19 protein-coding genes and 3 tRNA genes are annotated in these 19,006 nt (G+C 53.1%); all 22 read left to right on the forward strand.

The genetic code is table 11. The features are described 5' to 3' along the window. The first annotated feature begins 15 nt into the window (after nucleotides 1-15). The 22 genes from DX909_RS12780 (at nucleotide 16) to DX909_RS12885 (ending at nucleotide 18,951) form a co-directional block, all read left to right on the forward strand. A complete protein-coding gene (locus DX909_RS12780; protein ID WP_128545570.1) occupies nucleotides 16-3,132 on the forward strand; it encodes a TAT-variant-translocated molybdopterin oxidoreductase in 3,117 nt (1,038 codons plus the stop codon). A 61-nt stretch (nucleotides 3,133-3,193) separates the two neighbouring features. Further along, nucleotides 3,194-4,621, forward strand: a complete 1,428-nt coding sequence (gene nrfD / locus DX909_RS12785) for an NrfD/PsrC family molybdoenzyme membrane anchor subunit (protein ID WP_128545571.1) — start codon at nucleotides 3,194-3,196, stop codon at nucleotides 4,619-4,621. A 93-nt stretch (nucleotides 4,622-4,714) separates the two neighbouring features. Beyond that, nucleotides 4,715-5,251 carry a DUF3341 domain-containing protein gene (locus tag DX909_RS12790; RefSeq protein WP_128545572.1) on the forward strand — a complete coding sequence of 179 codons (537 nt, stop codon included), beginning with the start codon at nucleotides 4,715-4,717 and terminating at the stop codon, nucleotides 5,249-5,251. Nucleotides 5,252-5,266: 15 nt separating this feature from the next. Beyond that, nucleotides 5,267-5,872, forward strand: coding sequence for a c-type cytochrome (locus DX909_RS12795; RefSeq protein ID WP_128545573.1), 606 nt, complete (start codon nucleotides 5,267-5,269; stop codon nucleotides 5,870-5,872). A 33-nt stretch (nucleotides 5,873-5,905) separates the two neighbouring features. Then, on the forward strand, nucleotides 5,906-7,207 hold the full coding sequence (locus DX909_RS12800; RefSeq protein ID WP_128545574.1) for a quinol:cytochrome C oxidoreductase: 1,302 nt from the start codon (nucleotides 5,906-5,908) through the stop codon (nucleotides 7,205-7,207). Nucleotides 7,208-7,245: 38 nt separating this feature from the next. Continuing rightward, entirely contained in the window at nucleotides 7,246-8,373 is a 1,128-nt protein-coding gene (locus DX909_RS12805; protein WP_128545575.1) for a cytochrome c oxidase subunit II, read from the forward strand. Between the two features lie 33 nt (nucleotides 8,374-8,406). Continuing rightward, nucleotides 8,407-10,287 (forward strand): cytochrome c oxidase subunit I, encoded by a 1,881-nt coding sequence (locus DX909_RS12810; RefSeq protein ID WP_128545576.1) that lies wholly within the window; start codon nucleotides 8,407-8,409, stop codon nucleotides 10,285-10,287. Continuing rightward, on the forward strand, nucleotides 10,262-11,284 hold the full coding sequence (locus DX909_RS12815) for a COX15/CtaA family protein (protein ID WP_128545577.1): 1,023 nt from the start codon (nucleotides 10,262-10,264) through the stop codon (nucleotides 11,282-11,284). Before DX909_RS12810 ends, DX909_RS12815 begins: the two co-directional genes overlap by 26 nt. 1 nt (nucleotide 11,285) lies before the next feature. Continuing rightward, nucleotides 11,286-12,179 (forward strand): heme o synthase, encoded by an 894-nt coding sequence (cyoE, locus tag DX909_RS12820; protein WP_128545578.1) that lies wholly within the window; start codon nucleotides 11,286-11,288, stop codon nucleotides 12,177-12,179. Between the two features lie 7 nt (nucleotides 12,180-12,186). Further along, nucleotides 12,187-12,777: a cytochrome c oxidase subunit 3 gene (locus DX909_RS12825; RefSeq protein WP_128545579.1), complete on the forward strand. Its 591-nt coding sequence runs from the start codon at nucleotides 12,187-12,189 to the stop codon at nucleotides 12,775-12,777. 17 nt (nucleotides 12,778-12,794) lie between these two features. Then, entirely contained in the window at nucleotides 12,795-13,571 is a 777-nt protein-coding gene (locus tag DX909_RS12830) for a cytochrome c oxidase subunit 3 (protein WP_128545580.1), read from the forward strand. A gap of 20 nt (nucleotides 13,572-13,591) precedes the next feature. Continuing rightward, a complete protein-coding gene (locus DX909_RS12835; protein WP_128545581.1) occupies nucleotides 13,592-13,921 on the forward strand; it encodes a cytochrome C oxidase subunit IV family protein in 330 nt (109 codons plus the stop codon). Between the two features lie 118 nt (nucleotides 13,922-14,039). Beyond that, entirely contained in the window at nucleotides 14,040-14,612 is a 573-nt protein-coding gene (locus DX909_RS12840; protein WP_128545582.1) for an SCO family protein, read from the forward strand. Nucleotides 14,613-14,624: 12 nt separating this feature from the next. Next, nucleotides 14,625-15,167: a DUF420 domain-containing protein gene (locus tag DX909_RS12845; RefSeq protein WP_128545583.1), complete on the forward strand. Its 543-nt coding sequence runs from the start codon at nucleotides 14,625-14,627 to the stop codon at nucleotides 15,165-15,167. A gap of 11 nt (nucleotides 15,168-15,178) precedes the next feature. Continuing rightward, entirely contained in the window at nucleotides 15,179-15,463 is a 285-nt protein-coding gene (locus tag DX909_RS30165; RefSeq protein WP_128545584.1) for a CAMCR motif-containing small membrane protein, read from the forward strand. Nucleotides 15,464-15,515: 52 nt separating this feature from the next. Continuing rightward, nucleotides 15,516-15,785, forward strand: a complete 270-nt coding sequence (locus DX909_RS12855) for a DUF983 domain-containing protein (RefSeq protein WP_229311033.1) — start codon at nucleotides 15,516-15,518, stop codon at nucleotides 15,783-15,785. Nucleotides 15,786-15,906: 121 nt separating this feature from the next. Next, nucleotides 15,907-16,494: an RNA polymerase sigma factor gene (locus tag DX909_RS12860; protein ID WP_128545586.1), complete on the forward strand. Its 588-nt coding sequence runs from the start codon at nucleotides 15,907-15,909 to the stop codon at nucleotides 16,492-16,494. Beyond that, the gene (locus tag DX909_RS12865) at nucleotides 16,475-17,317 is read left to right on the forward strand and encodes a hypothetical protein (RefSeq protein ID WP_128545587.1); all 843 of its coding nucleotides are present in this window, start codon (nucleotides 16,475-16,477) and stop codon (nucleotides 17,315-17,317) included. Before DX909_RS12860 ends, DX909_RS12865 begins: the two co-directional genes overlap by 20 nt. An 8-nt stretch (nucleotides 17,318-17,325) precedes the next feature. Further along, nucleotides 17,326-18,351 carry an outer membrane beta-barrel protein gene (locus tag DX909_RS12870; RefSeq protein WP_229311034.1) on the forward strand — a complete coding sequence of 342 codons (1,026 nt, stop codon included), beginning with the start codon at nucleotides 17,326-17,328 and terminating at the stop codon, nucleotides 18,349-18,351. Nucleotides 18,352-18,538: 187 nt separating this feature from the next. Continuing rightward, nucleotides 18,539-18,624 (forward strand) — tRNA-Tyr (locus DX909_RS12875). A 94-nt stretch (nucleotides 18,625-18,718) separates the two neighbouring features. After that, nucleotides 18,719-18,791, forward strand: a tRNA-Gly gene (locus DX909_RS12880). Nucleotides 18,792-18,879: 88 nt separating this feature from the next. Continuing rightward, nucleotides 18,880-18,951 (forward strand) — tRNA-Thr (locus DX909_RS12885). Nucleotides 18,952-19,006 lie beyond the last annotated feature (55 nt).

Consider the following 19,006-nt stretch of genomic DNA (forward strand, 5'->3'; position numbering starts at 1 on the left):
AACTATCAGGACTGTATGGAAAGTACAAATAAGCGGTATTGGAGGGGGCTGGAAGAACTACGCAACGACGAATCTTTTGTAAAAAACGCGTATAAGGAGTTTTCAGACGCCAGTACCGAGAATAAGACCACCGAATCTGAAAGTATAGTTGACGGAATCGGCTCCGACCGCCGGGATTTTCTGAAAGTCCTGGGTTTTGGTATGGCGGCCGTTTCACTGGCGGCCTGCGATGCACCGGTGCATCGCGCCATCCCTTACATCAATAAGCCGGAAACCATATTCCCTTCGATTGCCGACTACTACGCATCAACGTATAGTGAGGGGGGCGACTTTGCTCCCGTCCTGGTCAAAACCCGGGAAGGTCGCCCTATTAAAATTGAAGGTAATGCTTCTTCTACCCTAACCCTGGGCGGTACTACTTCCCGGGTGCAGGCTTCCGTTCTGTCTCTGTACGACATCGACAAACTGAAGGGACCCAAGCGGGGAGAAGCGGACATCGACTGGGCAACGGCCGACCGCGAGATCCTGAATCAGCTTCAGTCGATCGCCGGCCGGGGCGGTGCCATCCGGATTGTTTCTTCCACGATTATCAGCCCGTCTACCAAGGCGGTTATTGCTGATTTCATCGCGAAATACCCGACGGCCCGTCATATTCAGTACGATGCCAACTCGGTATACGGCATCGTGAAGGCTAACCAGGCTTCTTTCGGCAGAGCCGTCGTCCCGTCGTATGATTTCAGTAAAGCCCGGACCATTGTCAGTATCGGTGCCGACTTCCTGGGGTCCTGGGTGGCTCCGCTCGAATTTTCCGTTCAGTACGGGAAGACCCGGAAAATTGGGTCTATCGGCAACGGTAAGAAGACGATGTCCCGGCACTACCAGTTCGAGGCTCCTTTCACGATGACCGGTGCCAACGCCGATTATCGGACGCCGATCAAGCCCTCTCAGGAGGGTCTGGTGGTGGCCAACCTCTATAATAAGGTAGCGGCCAAGGTAGGGGGCACCGCGATCAGCGTTCCGTCGCTGAACGTGGCCAACCTGGATAAGGCCGCCAACGACCTGGTGGCTGCCCGGGGCGCTGCTCTGGTGGTCTCCGGCTCCAACGACGCCAACGTTCAGGTAGTCGTCAATGCCCTGAACAACCTGCTGGGCAGCTACGGCTCTACCATCGACCTGGGTCGTCCGCTGAATACCCGCCAGGGGAACGACGAAGCCATGAACGCCTTTATCAATGAAGTGAAGGGCGGTCAGGTACAGGGCGTTTTCTTCTACGCAGCCAACCCGGTTTATGACCACCCGCGTGGGGCCGAGTTGAGAGACGCGCTTTCACGCGTGCCTCTTTCCGTGTCCTTCGGCGATCGGGCCGATGAGACGGGGTCTATCTGTAAATTCATCTGTCCGTCTCCCCACTATCTAGAGTCCTGGAACGACGCGGAGCCGAAAACTGGCTATTTCAGCCTCGTCCAGCCCACGATCAACCTGATTTTCAAGACCCGTCAGGCGCAGTCGTCGCTGCTGAAGTGGGCCGGGCTGAACCCGAACTTTGAAACTTACGTCAAAAATTACTGGCGGACTAATATTTTCCCGCAGGCCGGAAGCGGTGCTTCTTTCGAGCAGTTCTGGATTCAGTCCCTGCACGACGGCGTCATTGAGCCCAAAACGGCTCCGACGGCTACAGGAGCGGCTTTTGCCGGTAACGTAGCCGCAGCCGCCACCGGGATCGGTCAGCGGTACAAGGCCAATGCCACCGGCATCGAACTGGCACTTTATGAAAAAGTGAGCATCGGTACGGGCGCCGAGGCCAACAACCCGTGGCTGCAGGAAGTGCCGGATCCGGTGACGAAAGCCTGCTGGGACAATTATGCCGTTCTATCACATAAAACGGCGAAAGACCTGGGCGTCGAACAAGGTTCCCTGGTTTCCGTTGAAGTAAGCGGGAAGCCGGCCATCGAACTTCCGGTCGTCGTGCAGCCTGGTCTGGCCGAGAACGTGGTCGCGGTTGCCATCGGTTACGGCCGTGAAAAAGCCGGCAAGTCGGCGGATGGTGTTGGAAAGAATGCTTATCCGCTGGCATCCGTCGTAGGGGGATCCGTTGCCTTTTCCGGAGCGACGGTCAATCTTACCAAAGCCGGCGGTCACCGGGAAATTGCCCAGACGCAGACCCACCATACGGTTATGGGACGTCGTGCGGTCATTCAGGAAGCCCGTCTGGCCTCTTACCAGAAAGATTCGAAAGCCGGTCGGTTCCTGCCTAAAGTTCAGACGGCGGAAGGGCCGGTGAGCCCCACCGATATTACCCTCTGGAACGGTTACGGAAAACCCAATCACTCCTGGGGGATGGTCATCGACCTGAACTCGTGCATCGGCTGTAACGCCTGTGTGGTGGGTTGTATCTCCGAAAATAATATTCCGACGGTCGGTCGCCAGGAAGTGATCAACCGGCGCGAGATGCACTGGATCCGGATCGACCGCTACTACAGCAGCGATGCGCCGGAAGAAGATTACAAGGGTCTGGAGGTCGCTTCCGAGAACCCGGAGGTCGTCTTCCAGCCGATGCTCTGCCAGCATTGTTCGAATGCGCCCTGTGAAACGGTTTGCCCGGTCATCGCGACTTCCCATAGTACGGAAGGTCTTAATCAGATGACCTACAACCGCTGCATCGGGACCCGTTACTGTGCGAACAACTGTCCGTACAAAGTGCGTCGTTTCAACTGGTTCAAGTATTTCAACAACGATAATTTCGACTACCACTTCAACAACGACCTGGGCAAGATGGTCATCAACCCGGATGTCACGGTTCGTTCACGGGGGGTTATCGAGAAGTGTTCTTTCTGCGTACAGCGGATTCAGGAAGGAAAACTGAATGCGAAAAAAGAACGCAGAAGACCCTATCCGGATGAAATCCAGACGGCCTGTGCTCAGGCCTGCCCCACCGATGCCATCATTTTCGGTGACCTGAACGACCCGGAAAGCACGGTAGCGAAGATCAGCCGGGAAGAGCAGGAGGGACGTGGCTTCCAGGTGCTGGAGGAAATCAACGTAAGACCGCAGATCACTTACCTGACCAAAATCCGGAACAAGGACGAGGAGCCGCATCTGGAGAAGAATCAGGAATCGAAGGAAGAAGCGTAAGTTTCACTTCGCATTGCGTACAGAAAGTCAGTTCACCAATAGCATTCAACCTTAACAACCAATGCACGTTACATCATCCGTGAGAACCCCCCTGGTAACCGGGGGTAAAACGTACGCCGACGTGACGGAAGACATCTGCAGACAGGTCGAAGGAAAACCGACCCGCGAGTGGACGATTGCTTTCGCTATTTCCTTTATTGTATTGATCTACGGAACGGCATGCGTCTTCTGGACCTGGTGGGAGGGACTCGGCGTCTGGGGTTTGAACAAAACCGTCGGCTGGGCCTGGGACATCACCAACTTCGTTTGGTGGGTTGGTATCGGTCACGCCGGTACGCTGATCTCGGCCATCCTGCTGCTGTTCCGAATGAAATACCGGACTTCCATCAACCGGGCGGCTGAAGCCATGACGATCTTCGCCGTTCTCTGTGCGGCAAGCTTCATTCTGATGCACATGGGTCGTCCGTGGCTGGCTTACTGGGCGCTGCCGCTTCCCAATACCTTCGGTTCGTTGTGGGTAAACTTCAACTCTCCGCTAGTCTGGGACGTATTTGCCATCAGTACGTATTTCACCGTTTCGCTCGTATTCTGGTACATGGGTCTGGTGCCTGACCTGGCGACGATCCGCGACCGGGCCACCAATAAAGTGTCACGGTATATCTACGGTACGCTGTCCCTCGGCTGGAACGGCGGTGCAAAGACCTGGGCACGGTACGAGTACATCAGCCTTATCCTGGCCGGTATCTCCACGCCCCTCGTACTTTCCGTACACACGATCGTGAGCTTCGACTTTGCCACCTCCGTCATTCCGGGCTGGCACACGACGATCTTCCCTCCCTACTTCGTTGCCGGTGCCATCTTCTCCGGTTTTGCGATGGTACAGAACCTGATGCTGATTACGCGGGTAGTTTTCAAACTTGAGGATTACATCACGTTCGAGCACATCGAGTCGATGAACAAGATCATCACCCTGACCGGTTCTATCGTAGGGGTCGCCTATATTACCGAGTTCTTCATTGCCTGGTACTCCGGGGTAGAATATGAAGGATACGCGTTCCTGAACCGGATGACCGGTCCGTACTGGTGGGCATACTGGGCGATGATGACCTGTAACGTAATTTCTCCGCAGCTGTTCTGGTCACGCAGAATCCGCAGGAGCATCGTCTGGACCTTCGTTCTTTCCGTGGTTGTGAATATCGGTATGTGGTTCGAGCGCTTCGTTATTATCGTTACCTCGCTGCACCGCGACTACCTGCCCTCCAGCTGGGCCATGTTCTCACCGACGATTTTTGATATCAGCGATTATATCTTCTCATTCGGGTTGTTCTTTACGCTCTTCCTGCTGTTTGCCAAGTTCCTTCCGGTAATCAACATGTTCGAGGTGAAAGCCATCATCCGCTCCTCGTCCGAAAAACTGCCGGCTTCCGTTTCCGGAGTGGCGAAAGGAGAGCGTGTGGCTAACCCCACTTTCAACAAAAACGCTGAATAAAATCCGGGAAGGGCAAAACCGGGCTGATTAAACAAAACGTTTTTTATTCAGACGGTTTTCCTGATCGATCGATTTCAAAATTGTACGACAAGAATGGCTGTTCAACACAACGATAACGCAAAGTTTCTGGTAGGCATTTATGACGACGACGACGTCGTTCTGAAGGCTGTCAAAGAAGTGAAGAATGCCGGGGTACGTATCCATGAAGTGTATTCCCCGTTCCCGATTCACGGTCTGGACGTAGCGCTGGGCCACCCCCGGACCCGCATCGGTATTGCCGCTTTCCTGTTTGGTCTGACCGGCTTCCTGTGCATGGTTGCGCTGACGGTTTACACGATGGGCTATGACTGGCCGATGATTATCGGTGGAAAAGACCCTTACTCCCTGCCGGCGTACATTCCGGTCATGTTTGAATTCACGGTACTGTTTACGGCGCTTGGAATGGTCGGGACCTTCCTGGTATCGAACGGCCTGGGGCCTACGGTCAAACCGCTGATGTTCGATCTGCGGAGCACGGACAACAAGTTTGTGATGGCGATCGACCTGAACAAAAACAAACTGTCCGAGACGGAGATTGCCACGGTCCTGCGGACGTCCGGCGCTGCCGAAGTTAATGTGAAACAATTTTAATTCGACTAACGATACATGAAGTTCACGCGACTGAACCGCTCCCTTCTGGTGATGGCAGCCGCCATACTGACCATAACGGCTTGCAAGCGAGGCCATGATAATCCGGGTACCGAGTTTGCACCGAATATGTATGAGCCGGTTGGTTATGAGCCGTATAAACAGCAGGACGGATTTAAAAACCCATATAACAAGTACGGTGCGAACCTCTGGGAGCCGGTAAAAGGTACCGTATCCCGCCGGAACTACCATACTTCTTTCGGAAAGGGAGACAGTGCCGTTCGGGACCTGATGGTATACAACATCCCGGGCGATAGCATTGCTATTTCGGAGCGTGTACTGAAGAACCCCGTTCCTCTGAACGACAGGACCCTGACGGAAGGAAAAGAATATTATGCCCGGTACTGTCAGCACTGCCACGGCGAAACCGGTAAAGGCGATGGTCTGGTAGCGGCCCAGTACAAAGGGGTCCCTGTGTATTCCTCCCTTCCGCCGATGAACGATGGACACGTTTTTCACGTGATTACGCACGGAAAGGGCCGGATGTGGCCTCATGGTTCACAGATGACTCCGGAAGAACGTTGGAAGATCGTTCACTACGTTCAGAAGTTGCAGCAGGGATAATTTCAGCATTGCAGAAAATCAGTTGACAAAGTAATGGCGTCGATACATTCAATACCGTCTGTAGAAGAACAATACGAATTCACGGCCGAAAGCAAACGGAAGCTGACCATCGGTATTATCGCCGGGGTAGTTCTGGTTGGTCTGGGCGCTTTTCTGGCTGCGAAAGGCATCGGCAGCCATGAGCATGTGGAAGCGGCTCATGGGGGTGCGCAAAGCGCCGAAGGCCACCACGCTTACAAGTGGACGACCCGGTTATGGGCCAATGTCTGGCTGAACAGCGTCTATTTCACCGGCGCAGCCGTGACCGGAATGTTCTGGCTGGCCTATAATTACCTGGCCCAGGCCGGCTGGTCGGCCGTTTTCAAGCGGGTTCCCGAAGCCCTGCCTGCCTTTCTGCCGGTAACCGGTATCCTGATGCTGATCACTTTTTTCGTGGCCGGCCATGACCTGTTCCACTGGACGCACGCGGAGCTTTTCGATAAGAACAGCCCCGAGTACGATCCGATCATTGCCGGGAAACGGGGCTTTCTGAACACGCCCTTCTTCCTGATCCGGCTCGTAATCTACTTTGCGGCCTGGTACGGTTTGTGGCGACTGCTGCGGAACTTTTCCCTGCGTGAAGACTTAGAAGGCGGAACCGAATACTATGAGAAAAGCATTAAGTTCGGAACGGCATTCCTCGTCATTTTTGCCGTGACTTCATCGACTTCGGCCTGGGACTTCGTCATGTCTATGGATACCCACTGGTTCAGTACGATGTTCGGCTGGTATACCCTGGCCAGCTGGCACGTAACCGGTCTGGCCATCATTACGCTCGTCGTCGTGTCCCTGAAAGAACAGGGCTATCTGAAAGCGGTCAATGCCAGCCACCTGCACGACCTTGGTAAATTCATGTTCGCCTTTAGTATCTTCTGGGCATACGTCTGGTTCGCGCAGTTCATGCTGATTTATTACGCTAACCTGCCGGAGGAAACCATCTATTACCGGGAACGGTTTACCGGCCACGGCGGAATTTATCAGGCACCGTTCTTCGTTAACCTTTTCATGTGCTTCTTTTTCCCCTTTCTGGTTCTGATGACGCGGGATGCCAAGCGTACTCCGATCGTCCTGAAGATTGCCTGCTGGGGAATTATCATCGGACATTATTTCGATTTCTACGAAAACATCATGCCCGCTGCTGTGGGTGAACACGGCGGTTTCGGTCCTATCGAATTCGGAATGATCCTGATTTTTGCGTGCGCTTTCATCTGGTCGGTTTCTACCCAGCTGACGAAAGGGAACCTGATTCCCCGGAATCATCCGATGCTGGAAGAATCACTTCATCATGATATTTAGAAACCAGTACTTGTAATTACTATTCACCTCAGATTGATATGGTTTACGTAGTAGGACTTTTGTCGTTAGTATTTTTAATACTGGCTATTCTGGTGCTGACGCGATTGACCTCTGTTTTAAAAGGCGTCAGTGGCGGAGTATCCGATGAGCAGCAGGTGCGGCCGCTCGGAATGAGCAACCGGATTAACGGTATGCTTTTCCTCGCCTTCCTGATCTTTGGGTCGATTGCGGCAGCCTGGTCGTTCATCCATGCCTCGGATTATTTCCTTCCGGAAGCGTCCTCTCCGCACGGACGCCGGACGGATAATCTGTTCTGGTTGGTCATGGCCATCATTACCCTTGCGTTTTTCGTCACGAATGCCCTGCTGTTCGTCTTTGCATTCCGGTATCAGTACCGCAAAGACCACAAGGCCACGTACTACCCTGAAAACCACAAACTGGAACTGATCTGGACGGTAATACCGGCCGTCGTGATGGCGCTGCTCGTATTTACCGGCTGGAGAGCCTGGAGAGACATCATGTCGGAAGCCCCGACCGATGCCCTTGTGATTGAAATTGTCGGAAAGCAGTTCAACTGGGAGTTGCGTTACCCCGGTGTCGACAACAATAAGCTGGGTAACTATAACTATAAGCTGATCGATGCCAACAACAGTCTCGGTATCGACCTGGCCGATGAAGCGTCATTCGATGACTTTACGGCTACGGAAATGCACATTCCGGTCGGCAAACCGATTCTGCTGAAAATCCGGGCCAAGGATGTGCTGCACAGCGTCTTCATTCCCCACATGCGGGTGAAGATGGATGCCGTGCCGGGTATGCCGACGCGTTTCTGGTTCATCCCCGATAAGACGACGGAACAGATGCGCAACGAGACCGGCAACCAAAGCTTCCGTTATGAAATTGCCTGTACGGAAGTCTGCGGTCAGGGCCACTTCTCCATGAAAATGAACCTGGTAGTCGAGGACGAGGATTCGTTCCGGAAATGGGTTTCGGAGCAAAAACCCTGGCTTACGAATAACCCGGACTATCTGGCCCGCGTGCCGGAAAATCTGAGAGCGAAAGCGGCGAAATATGTACCGGCTGATGCGACTTCAGCCCCGGCCGACAGCACGTCCGCTCCGGCGGAAGAAGCCGCCGGCGGAGCATCGACCGCATCATTACGTTAATTCTTTAACCTAAGAAATCTTATAAAATAATCTATGGCAACCGTTGGAACGAGTGCAGCGTCGTCAGCTCACGTCGAAGAGCACGAACACCATGAGCCGCAGAGTTTCCTGAGGAAATACATTTTCTCGGAGGACCATAAGACGATTGCGAAGCAATATATGTTTTCGGGAATCTTCTGGGCAATTATCGGTGCGTCGCTGTCCATTATTTTTCGCTTGCAGTTAGGTTTCCCCGATATGAAACTGGAATGGCTCCGGCCTATCCTGGGAAACTGGATCGATTCATCCGGAAAACTGGATAAAGAGTTTTATCTGGCGCTGGTCACGATGCACGGTACCATCATGGTATTCTTCGTGTTGACGGCCGGTCTCAGCGGAACCTTCTCCAACTTCCTGATTCCGCTGCAGGTAGGCGCCCGCGACATGGCCTCCGGATTCCTGAACATGCTGTCTTACTGGTTTTTCTTCCTGTCCAGCGTGATCATGTTCGCTTCCCTGTTTATCGAAACAGGTCCGGCTTCCGGCGGCTGGGTAATTTATCCCCCTCTGAGCGCCTTGCCGCAGGCGGTGTCCGGTTCCGGTCTGGGGATGACTATGTGGCTGATCAGTATGGCCCTGTTCATCGTTTCCCAGTTGCTAGGCGGTATCAACTATATTACGACGGTGATCAACCTGCGTACGCGGGGGATGTCGTTCAGTAAGCTGCCGTTGCCGATCTGGGCTTTCTTCCTGACGGCGGTCCTGGGTCTGATCTCCTTCCCGGTCCTGCTTTCGGCGGCCCTGCTGCTGATCTTCGACCGGAGCATGGGAACCAGCTTTTACCTTTCCGAAATTTATATCGGCGGTGAGGCTCTCCCGAATGTAGGAGGTAGCCCAATCCTGTTCCAGCACCTGTTCTGGTTCCTGGGCCATCCGGAAGTATATATCGTTCTTCTGCCGGCCCTCGGTATTACCTCGGAAGTGATCGCGACCAATTCCCGCAAGCCGATTTTCGGTTATCGGGCGATGATTGCGTCGATGATCGGGATTGCGTTCCTGGCGTTTATCGTGTGGGCGCACCATATGTTCGTGACGGGTATGAACCCCTTCCTGGGCTCGATCTTCATGTTCCTGACGCTGATCATTGCCGTACCGTCGGCCGTAAAGGCGTTCAACTACATCACGACGCTCTGGCGGGGAAACATCGTCTTTACTCCGGCGATGCTGTTCTCGATCGGTCTGGTATCGTTCTTCATCTCCGGCGGTTTGACGGGTATCATCCTGGGTAACAGTGCCCTGGATATTCAGCTGCATGATACGTACTTCGTCGTGGCTCACTTCCACCTTGTGATGGGGGCGGCTTCGGCCTTCGGCTTCCTGGCCGGTGTCTACCACTGGTTCCCGAAATTCTTCGGACGGATGATGAACAACACGCTCGGACAGATCCACTTCTGGTTTACGTTTGTCGGGATTTATCTGGTCTTCTTCCCGATGCACTATATTGGTATCGCCGGTTTTCCGCGTCGTTACTATTCATTCACTAGTTATGACGCCTTCCAGACCTTCGGTGATCTGAACACGTTCGTCAGCCTGGCCGCGATCCTGACTTTCGGGGCTCAGTTCCTGTTCCTGTACAACTTCGTCTACAGTATCTTCCGTGGCCGGAAGGCACCGCTGAACCCCTGGCGTTCCAACACGCTGGAGTGGACGACCCCGCTGCATCCGGGTCACGGCAACTGGCCGGGCGAAATCCCGGCAGTCTACCGCTGGCCGTACGATTACAGCAAGCCGGGAGCCGCGGAAGACTTCATTCCGCAGAATGTTCCTTACTCTCAGACTCCGGAATCGAACCTGCCGCATGAAAATGCACTGATCGCTCTGGAGAAAGAGATTGAGGCACAGAACTATAATGACCAGTTCAAACAACCTCACTAATAACCGCGAACGCTTATTCCGGAAGCTTGCCCTTCTGACGGTCCTTACGATTTACCTGCTGATTCTGGCGGGGGGGATTGTCCGAAGTACAGGCTCCGGAATGGGCTGTCCGGACTGGCCCAGATGCTTCGGCAACTGGGTGCCGCCTACCGACATCTCCCAGCTTCCGCCCAATTATCAGGAGATTTACGGCGCTAAACTCAAGGGAGAAATTGAATTCAATGCCGTAAAAACCTGGATCGAGTACGTCAACCGTCTGTTGGGTGCTTTTTCCGGATTGCTGGTTTTTGCTACACTGATTGCCGCCGTTCCTTACCTTCGGAAAGATAAGCGTGTTTTCTGGGGCAGTGTGGCCGCCTTTATTCTGATCGGCCTGAACGGATGGCTGGGGTCCAAGGTAGTCGCAACGGAACTGACGCCTTATATGGTAACACTCCATATGTTGCTGGCCATTCTGGTAGTTTTTGCCTTATTATATGTTTTGGCCCGGTCCTACCAGGGCCATATCACGGTAGAACGACTGCAGCGCAGCAAAACCGCTCTAAGCCGCTTACTGATTCTCACCATGGTTCTTTCTCTGGCCCAGGTCCTCCTGGGTACACAGGTGCGGGAATCGATCGATGAGGTTATTCAGAGAATCGGTTACAGCGAGCGTTACCGGTGGATCGACAGTCTGGACTTCCGGTTTTATATTCACCGTTCTTTTTCACTAGTAATTTTAGGGCTGCATCTGGCGGTCATCCATACGCTGAAGAAGACAGTGACCAGCCGGGGGCTGTTGTCCGCGCTGACCGGATACCTGGTCCTGTTCGTGGTTGTCGAAATCGGGACGGGCATTGTACTGTCTTACTTTGGTGTACCGGCTTTTGCGCAACCCATTCATCTTACGTTGGCCATCGGCATGCTCGGGCTGCAGTTTACGATCCTGCTCCTGATGAACGCCGACCAACTTTTACAAAAGCAGGCAGCGGAGCTGCCGCATTATTCGGAAGTTTAGAATGCAATCGACAAGAACCGAATCCATTCGACTGAGTGCGGTTTTCCTCAAAGGAAAATCATATCTGGAACTGCTTAAATTTCGTCTGTCGGCCTTCGTCGCCCTGTCGGGTATGTTTGGCTACAGTCTGGCTGCGAACCGGATCGACTGGCTAAAGCTGGGAGTTCTGTTTATGGCCTCGCTGGCGATGACCGGTGCCGCCAATATCATCAATCAGATTATTGAAAAGGATTACGACAAGCTGATGAAACGCACGGCCAGCCGGCCGCTGCCGACGGGCCGTATCAGTCCGGGAGAAGCCGCCGTTTTTGCCCTGGTGCTGTTCATCGTAGCCTGTTATCTGTTCATCGTATTTTTCAATCTGCGGGCAGCGGCCCTCTCGGTTCTTTCCCTGCTGCTGTACGGCTTCGTTTATACTCCGCTGAAACGCGTCGGGCCGATTGCCGTTTTCGTGGGAGCTTTGCCCGGCGCATTTCCGCCGATGATCGGCTGGATCGCGGCCACCAACCATTTCGGTCTGGAGCCCGGTATTTTGTTTGCTATTCAGTTTTTCTGGCAGTTCCCGCATTTCTGGGCGATTGCCTGGGTAGCGGATAACGATTATAAGAAAGCCGGGTTTAAGTTACTGCCTGCCGCCGGCGGGAAGGATGCCGATACGGCTTTGCAGATCATGATCTACACCCTGTTTCTTTTGCCGGTTGGCTGGCTGCCCTATGAATTGGGAATGACCGGTATGAATTCGGCACTGATAGCGATGGTTTGTGGAATCCTATTCCTGGCTCAGACGTTTTACCTGATGAGGAGATGTACGGACCGGGCAGCATTACAAATAATGTTCGGATCATTTTTGTATCTGCCGATTGTCCAGATCGCCTTTCTCATAGACAAAGTGTAACAATAAAATGAGCGAAGTGGTTAAAAGTCTGCCGGTGTTCGAAGAACCCGAGGAGACCATGTCGATGAACCCGAGGAAGTTTATCCTCTGGTTGTTCGTGGTCAGTATTATTATGTTGTTTGCTTCCATGACCAGTGCTTACCTGGTCCGGAGAGCGGAGGGCAACTGGCTGGAGTTTGAAATGCCGGTGGTTTTCTGGTACAGCACGGCTGTACTTCTGGTGAGCAGCGTATCGATGCACTGGGCTTATCTGGCTGCAAAAAAAGATAATTTCGGGGCATTGAGAATAGCAATTTCTATTACTTTTGTGTTCGGTCTGGTCTTTTTGGTCATGCAATATGTCGGCTGGAGGGATCTGGTTGCCCAGAACGTGTACTTTGTCGGAAACCCTTCAGGTTCATTCATGTACGTGTTCACGGGCCTTCATGCCTTCCACCTGATCACCGGTCTGATGGTGCTGCTTTTTGCCTTACGGGCAGCTTTTCGACTGAAGATCCATGCCAAAAACCTGACACAGGTCGAGATCTGCATGACCTACTGGCATTTCCTTGACGTCCTGTGGATTTATTTGTTTGGCTTTTTACTGTACTTTAATTAATTCACTTTTCGTAAAGCATGGCGGCTACTGCAACGACCGAAGCACCGGTGTTTGACAAAAAATCCTGGATGGGGGGCGTTGAACCCATGAAAGTGAGCTACGGAAAGCTCATGATGTGGTTCTTCCTGATTTCAGACACCTTTACCTTCTCCGCATTGCTGGTAACTTATGGACTTATCCGGTTCAGTTACCCGGCATATGATCCGGCAATTCACGGTGCATTTCATTTTTCAAACCTGTATTGGCCGATCCCGGAAAAGGTATATGAAGCGGTGCCCTTCCTCCATGGGATGGAATTGCCTCTGGTATTCGTCGGGATCATGACCTTTATCCTGATCTTCTCTTCGGTAACCATGGTTCTGGCCGTCGAAGCCGGGCATCGGATGGACCGCCGGGCCGTCGAAAAATACATGCTGTGGACCATTCTCGGCGGGCTTACCTTCCTCGGGAGCCAGGCATGGGAGTGGTCGCACTTTATCCATGGTACTGAAAACGGTACGGTGATCAAGGAACTGGTGAACGGACAATGGATTGAACGCACGGTTTTCGGCGCGAACCTGGTCGAGAACCAATACGGACCTCCGGCATTCGCCGACCTGTTCTTCTTCATCACCGGCTTCCACGGTACGCACGTTTTCAGTGGAGTCGTTCTGAATGTCCTGATCTTCTACCGCACGGCCTTCGGTCTGTATGATCGTCGCGGGCACTATGAAATGGTCGAGAAAGTTGGTCTGTACTGGCACTTCGTCGACCTGGTCTGGGTATTCGTCTTCACGTTCTTTTATCTGGTCTAACACCTCTGAGAGATACTACTATGGCTGAGCATACCTCCCATCCCCACGATAGTGAGCATCATGAGATTCCCGAACCGCAGACCAAAGCGATCTGGAGAACCTTTATTATTCTCTCCGTCGTTACCGGTTTCGAATTTTTGATTGCCTTTATCATGAACGCAAGTCCGCTGAAGACGGCCATCTTCGTCGGTATGACCATCGTCAAGGCATTTTACATCGTCGGGGAATTCATGCACCTGAAGCATGAGGTCAAATCCCTGATCTGGTCCATCGTTTTGCCCTGTATCTTTGTAGTCTGGCTGCTGGTCGCCCTGTTAATGGAAGGCGGATCCATCTTCATGCTGAGATAATATGACGCGTATTTTGAAAGCCGGAATCCTCCTGCTCTTGTTGGTGGTTCCGGCTTTTATATTTTTGTTTCTCAAATTTTTCGGGCAAAATCACTTTTCGCTTCCTTCGTATTTCCCGATGATTAACCCCCGGACGGGCGAAGTGGAAACCCGGCCGGCCAAAGACTCGCGCTGGTGGGACCGAAACCGGGATACCGTTTTCTATTCCCTGCCCCCCATCTCCGGGCTCTCATCCGACCGGCGGCCGTTTTCGACCCGGTCGTTATCCGGAAAAATCTACGTAGCTTCCTTTTTCGGCCCGGACTGCGATTCGATCTGCCTGAAGGTAGCCGGGCAACTCAACCGGGTTCAGGACATTTTCGGCCCGATGCCGGATGTGGTTATTCTATCGTATACCGACAGCCTCAATGTTGCTTCCTCGATTTTCCGAAACTTTGAAGTCCAGGCCGGGAAATGGCTTCTGGTCCAGCCGGATACGCTGAAATCCAGCTTTGTGGGAGAGCAGTATTACCGGATCAAACAACGTCCGGTGACGGGCCGGAAGGGCGAAACTTTTACTCTGTACGAAGGGTTGGTACTGATAGATAAGGAAGGCCATATCCGCGGCTTTTATAATGGAACCGATAAAACCGATGTAGATCGACTGATATTGGAAATCCGGGTTTTGCGGGATGTGTATGCAAAGCCATAAACCCACTCTTGTATGAACACCCTTCAATTAGAACAAAGCAAAAAATATGATCGGCTGATCAATACGCTGGCCGTCGCCATACCGGTAGCCGTCGCCGTTCTGCTGGGTATCCGCCGGAAAGTGGACCTGGGCGAATGGACGACCTACCTGCCTCATCTGAATGCGGTCATCAATTCCGCAACCGCCCTCCTGCTGCTGGCAGGGCTTTACTTCATCCGACAAAAGAACATCACTGCTCACCGGACGGCCATGCTGAGTGCGTTTACGCTCGGTGCGGTGTTTCTGGTCAGTTACGTGTTGTATCATCTTTCTAATGAATCGACGCCGTTCGGCGGGCAGGGCTGGGTGCGGCCGTTGTATTACTTTCTCCTGGTCAGCCATATTGCTCTTTCCATCGGTGTAGTTTGGTTCGTATTGAGGGCCGTTTACTTCGCTCTGAGCGGCCAGTATGACCGGCACCGCCGGGTGGTTCGCTGGGCTTATCCCATCTGGCTGTATGTCAGTATTACCGGGGTGATCGTTTATTTTATGATTGCTCCCTATTATCAGCATTAAACCGTACGATCATGAAAAGCTGGAAGAGTTTCCTCGCCGTTGTTATACTAACCGTATGGACGACGGCAGATGCACTGGCTCAGTGTGCCATGTGCCGGGGGTCTGTGGAAAGTACGATGAGTAACGGTCGGAATCAGGTAGCCGTCGGGTTGAATACCGGCATTTTATACCTGCTGGCGACACCGTACCTGCTCGTTGGGGTGATTGCTTATTTGTGGTATCGGAGCAGCCGAAAAGAATATGACAAACGTCTCGAAATCTCAAGCCGTGTTAGACGGGCGCTGTCCCAGATGTAGACAGGGAAAGATATTCAGGTACCCGTTTTATAGTATTACCCGGTTTGACTATATGAACGAAAACTGCCCGCACTGCGGGCTGCGGTTTGAGATCGAACCGGGGTACTTCTGGGGAGCCATGTACATCAGCTATGCCTTATCCGGCGGGCTGGCCCTGGTGCTCGGCTTTCTGCTCTTTTACGGTTTCAATGACCCGAGCGGCTGGACGTATGCGGCCGTAATCTGCCCGGCCATCATATTAATTACCCCCATCAATTTCAGGATTTCCCGCGTGGTCTGGCTCCATTATGTTTCGGGCATCGACTACGAGCCCGGAAAGTAATGATGATAGTGACTTCCCCGCCCGGCCCGCAAAGCCGGGCTTTTTTTTGACTAATTTCAGAAGACCGTGCAACCTGCCATGAAGCGGATTGCATCTTGTCTTTGAAAAGGGTGAAACCTGCATGATTCGACGATTACTTGGGTATATAACGGAAGCGCAGCTGGTGAGCGCACTGCAGGAGGCTGATGCCCGGGCGCAGAAAGCGTTCTACGAGCGGTATGCATCGAAAATGCTTGCCGTCTGCGTGCGTTATGTATCCAATCGGTACGAAGCCGAAGAGATCCTGATGGATGGTTTTATGCGGGTTTTTGAAAAAATAGGGCAGTATAAAAACGAGGGTAGCTTCGAAGGGTGGGTACGGCGGATCATGGTCAACGAGTCACTGATGTATCTCCGGCGAAACCGCCAGTGGCGAATGGAAGTGGCGCTGGAAGAGGCCCCGGAAGAAGCCGATACCGCCCTGACTGATCAGAGTCTCCATGCGGAAGATCTGCTGAAGCTTCTGGAACAATTACCCGAAGGATACCGGACGGTATTTAACCTGTATGCCGTCGAAGGGTACAACCACGCCGAGATCGCCGAATTGTTGGGAATAACGGAAAGTACGTCCAAATCTCAGCTGCACCGGGCGCGGGCCACCCTGCAACGGATGCTGGCGCAGACGGACGTAAAAAAAAACTTCATAGACTATGAAACGACATCCTGTTGACGACCTGTTCGCCAGCCGACTCAGGGACCATAGCCTCAAACCGGAGCGGGCGTCGTGGAACGAACTCCAGCGCCGGATGCAGGGCCGGGAAAAAGAAAGAAGATCCTTCGTGTGGTGGTATGCTGCCGCAGCCGGGATCGCCGTCGTTCTACTGGCGGGCTGGTGGGTCTGGTCCGGCCTGGGAACAGAAGTTACCGGCTCACAGGAGAAAACGGTGGCGCAGGCGCCCGGCCGAAAACCGGTACCGGCCATAACCGAACCCGCGCCGGCTGCACCACGGCTTTCAGAGGCCGAAGCCAAAGATGGACCGGTTCCGGCGTATCGAAAGCCGGAGCGCGCAGGCGAAACAGCTAGAAATAAAGGAACAGACCAGCCGGCCCCGGCCGTACCGTCGGCAGCGGAAGCCGTTGCTGCCGCTGTTGTTCCCGACCGGACGCCTTCGCAGCTCAGCCCCGAAAATCCGGTAGCGGATCAGCCCGTCGTGGCCGCCGTCATCGATAAGCAACCTGAAAAAACGCTGGTCGTGCAGTTGCCCATGCCGACACCGGCCGCTGCTGAAACGGAAGAAAGAATGGAAGCCGTCCATGAAATAGCTTCTTTGGAAGAACAGCCCCGGAAAAAACGCATCCGACTGGGCCGTATACTCCGCCAGTTCAACAATCTGAAAGCCGGTGAGCCGGTCGAGTGGGAGGAAGTCGGCGTGAATCCCGGAACGATCCTGGCGAAAGCGTCGGAAAAGGTTCACGAAGGAAAGGACAAGATCTCGTCTTCTATCGATAACCTTCGTTACAACACTTTCAAGAAAAACGTAGACAACAAATAACATCGACGATGAAGTATCTGCTTACTACCCTGATGCTGCTGTTCGGAAGCCTGGCCTGGGCCGCTCCCGAAAGTGTAAAAGCCGACTCGCTGGTAATTCTTTTCGGCAACAAGACCCGCCTGGTTATTCATTCGGACGATAAGGAAGGAATCCGGCAGCTTTCCGGTTACGACCTCAACAAAATCATCCGGGATATGGGGATGAAGCTGGATTCGAGCCGGAACGGAGAAACCTATATCGTGATCGACCAGAACAAAGTGCAGCGCTACCTCCAGGACACGGTTCTGGTGGTTACCCGGAAAGACGGTGAGGTGACGGTCACCATCAAGGAATCCGAAGGCGACCGAACCGATCGCTCGGACGATGAGGACAACTCCTGGTCGAATCGAAACCGGGATCGTGACCGTCACCGGAACCGGGAAAACTGGAACTTCGGTCTGGAAGCCGGCGGACTCGGACTCAATACCCTGATCGAGCAGAGCCAGGTGCCGAATTATCCCTCCGAAGCCTATAGCCTTCGGCCGCTGGGATCGCGGTATGTGAGCCTCGGGATCGGCCAGCTGCCGACCGTCGTGCGGGGCCGTTACGTATCTCTGAAGCTCTTCTACTCCCTGGAAGTATCCTGGAACAACTTCATGTTCGACAATGATCTTATCGCCCAGAAAGGACCGAACGGGATCTTGTTTGCGGATGCCGGGCGTGAATTGAAAAAAAGCAAGCTGACGGTCTGTTCGGTTAATATTCCTTTCGTACCCCGGGTCAGTTTCTATAATCGCAGCGGCCGCAAGATTTTCCATCTGGGCGTCGGTGCCTATGCCGGTTACCGCGTCGACAGCTATTCGAAGATCAAGGAGCTGGACGGCGACAAGGATCGCAGACACTCGAATTTTTATCTGAATGATTTCCGGTACGGAGCCGTGGTTCATCTCGGAATCGTCAAGACGAATTTCTTCGTGAAGTATGATCTGAATCCCATGTTCAAAGAAGGGAAGGGCCCTGACGTCCGGGCACTTAGCTTCGGGATAGGGTTATAAATCCTCTTTTTGCCGAAAACCGCTGTCGGGTAAAGCCCGGCAGCGGTTTTTTGCTGGAGGAGCCTGAAGGGAACCAAATAAATTTTTTGTGAATTGTTGACATAGCGGAAAAAGCATGTAATTTTGCAACTCCATAAACAAGGGCATACGCTGAAAAGTACTTTTTAGCATCCCTCGTAGGCTAAAAGGGGAGTTTCCAGAGTGGCCAAATGGATCAGACTGTAAATCTGCTGGCGTACGCCTTCGGAGGTTCGAATCCTCCACTCCCCACCAAAAATTGCGTTTAAGAGTGTCAGAGTTCAGGTGTTCAGGGGTTGTTTACAGCGACTCATTGACGCACGAACTCCCTCACTCCTGAACATAAACTGCGGGAGTAGCTCAGTTGGTAGAGCGGCAGCCTTCCAAGCTGCAGGTCGCGGGTTCGAGACTCGTCTCCCGCTCAACAAAGAGGGACTCCGAACGACAGTTATCGAAACGATAGCTGTTTTTTTGGTTGCCGGGCCTTCGATGTTAGCTGATTACGAACAAGCCGTTGTAGCTCAGTGGTAGAGCACTTCCTTGGTAAGGAAGAGGTCACGGGTTCAAATCCCGTCAACGGCTCTGAAACGGCAAATTTTAAAAAAACCAATAACAAGTTCACTTTAAGCTTTTCCAA

The organism is Larkinella soli (assembly GCF_003703975.1).
Taxonomy (GTDB): domain Bacteria; phylum Bacteroidota; class Bacteroidia; order Cytophagales; family Spirosomataceae; genus Larkinella; species Larkinella soli.

What these genes read in the sequence shown, in the direction of transcription:
- DX909_RS30165 (WP_128545584.1), top strand. Translation starts at nt 15,179, where the DNA reads ATGAAAAGCTGGAAGAGTTTCCTCGCCGTTGTTATACTAACCGTATGG.
- DX909_RS12840 (WP_128545582.1), top strand. Translation starts at nt 14,040, where the DNA reads ATGATTAACCCCCGGACGGGCGAAGTGGAAACCCGGCCGGCCAAAGAC.
- DX909_RS12800 (WP_128545574.1), top strand. Translation starts at nt 5,906, where the DNA reads ATGGCGTCGATACATTCAATACCGTCTGTAGAAGAACAATACGAATTC.
- DX909_RS12845 (WP_128545583.1), top strand. Translation starts at nt 14,625, where the DNA reads ATGAACACCCTTCAATTAGAACAAAGCAAAAAATATGATCGGCTGATC.
- DX909_RS12795 (WP_128545573.1), top strand. Translation starts at nt 5,267, where the DNA reads ATGAAGTTCACGCGACTGAACCGCTCCCTTCTGGTGATGGCAGCCGCC.
- cyoE (WP_128545578.1), top strand. Translation starts at nt 11,286, where the DNA reads ATGCAATCGACAAGAACCGAATCCATTCGACTGAGTGCGGTTTTCCTC.
- DX909_RS12790 (WP_128545572.1), top strand. Translation starts at nt 4,715, where the DNA reads ATGGCTGTTCAACACAACGATAACGCAAAGTTTCTGGTAGGCATTTAT.
- DX909_RS12810 (WP_128545576.1), top strand. Translation starts at nt 8,407, where the DNA reads ATGGCAACCGTTGGAACGAGTGCAGCGTCGTCAGCTCACGTCGAAGAG.
- DX909_RS12805 (WP_128545575.1), top strand. Translation starts at nt 7,246, where the DNA reads ATGGTTTACGTAGTAGGACTTTTGTCGTTAGTATTTTTAATACTGGCT.
- nrfD (WP_128545571.1), top strand. Translation starts at nt 3,194, where the DNA reads ATGCACGTTACATCATCCGTGAGAACCCCCCTGGTAACCGGGGGTAAA.
- DX909_RS12865 (WP_128545587.1), top strand. Translation starts at nt 16,475, where the DNA reads ATGAAACGACATCCTGTTGACGACCTGTTCGCCAGCCGACTCAGGGAC.
- DX909_RS12825 (WP_128545579.1), top strand. Translation starts at nt 12,187, where the DNA reads ATGAGCGAAGTGGTTAAAAGTCTGCCGGTGTTCGAAGAACCCGAGGAG.
- DX909_RS12835 (WP_128545581.1), top strand. Translation starts at nt 13,592, where the DNA reads ATGGCTGAGCATACCTCCCATCCCCACGATAGTGAGCATCATGAGATT.
- DX909_RS12855 (WP_229311033.1), top strand. Translation starts at nt 15,516, where the DNA reads ATGAACGAAAACTGCCCGCACTGCGGGCTGCGGTTTGAGATCGAACCG.
- DX909_RS12815 (WP_128545577.1), top strand. Translation starts at nt 10,262, where the DNA reads ATGACCAGTTCAAACAACCTCACTAATAACCGCGAACGCTTATTCCGG.
- DX909_RS12780 (WP_128545570.1), top strand. Translation starts at nt 16, where the DNA reads ATGGAAAGTACAAATAAGCGGTATTGGAGGGGGCTGGAAGAACTACGC.
- DX909_RS12860 (WP_128545586.1), top strand. Translation starts at nt 15,907, where the DNA reads ATGATTCGACGATTACTTGGGTATATAACGGAAGCGCAGCTGGTGAGC.
- DX909_RS12830 (WP_128545580.1), top strand. Translation starts at nt 12,795, where the DNA reads ATGGCGGCTACTGCAACGACCGAAGCACCGGTGTTTGACAAAAAATCC.
- DX909_RS12870 (WP_229311034.1), top strand. Translation starts at nt 17,326, where the DNA reads ATGAAGTATCTGCTTACTACCCTGATGCTGCTGTTCGGAAGCCTGGCC.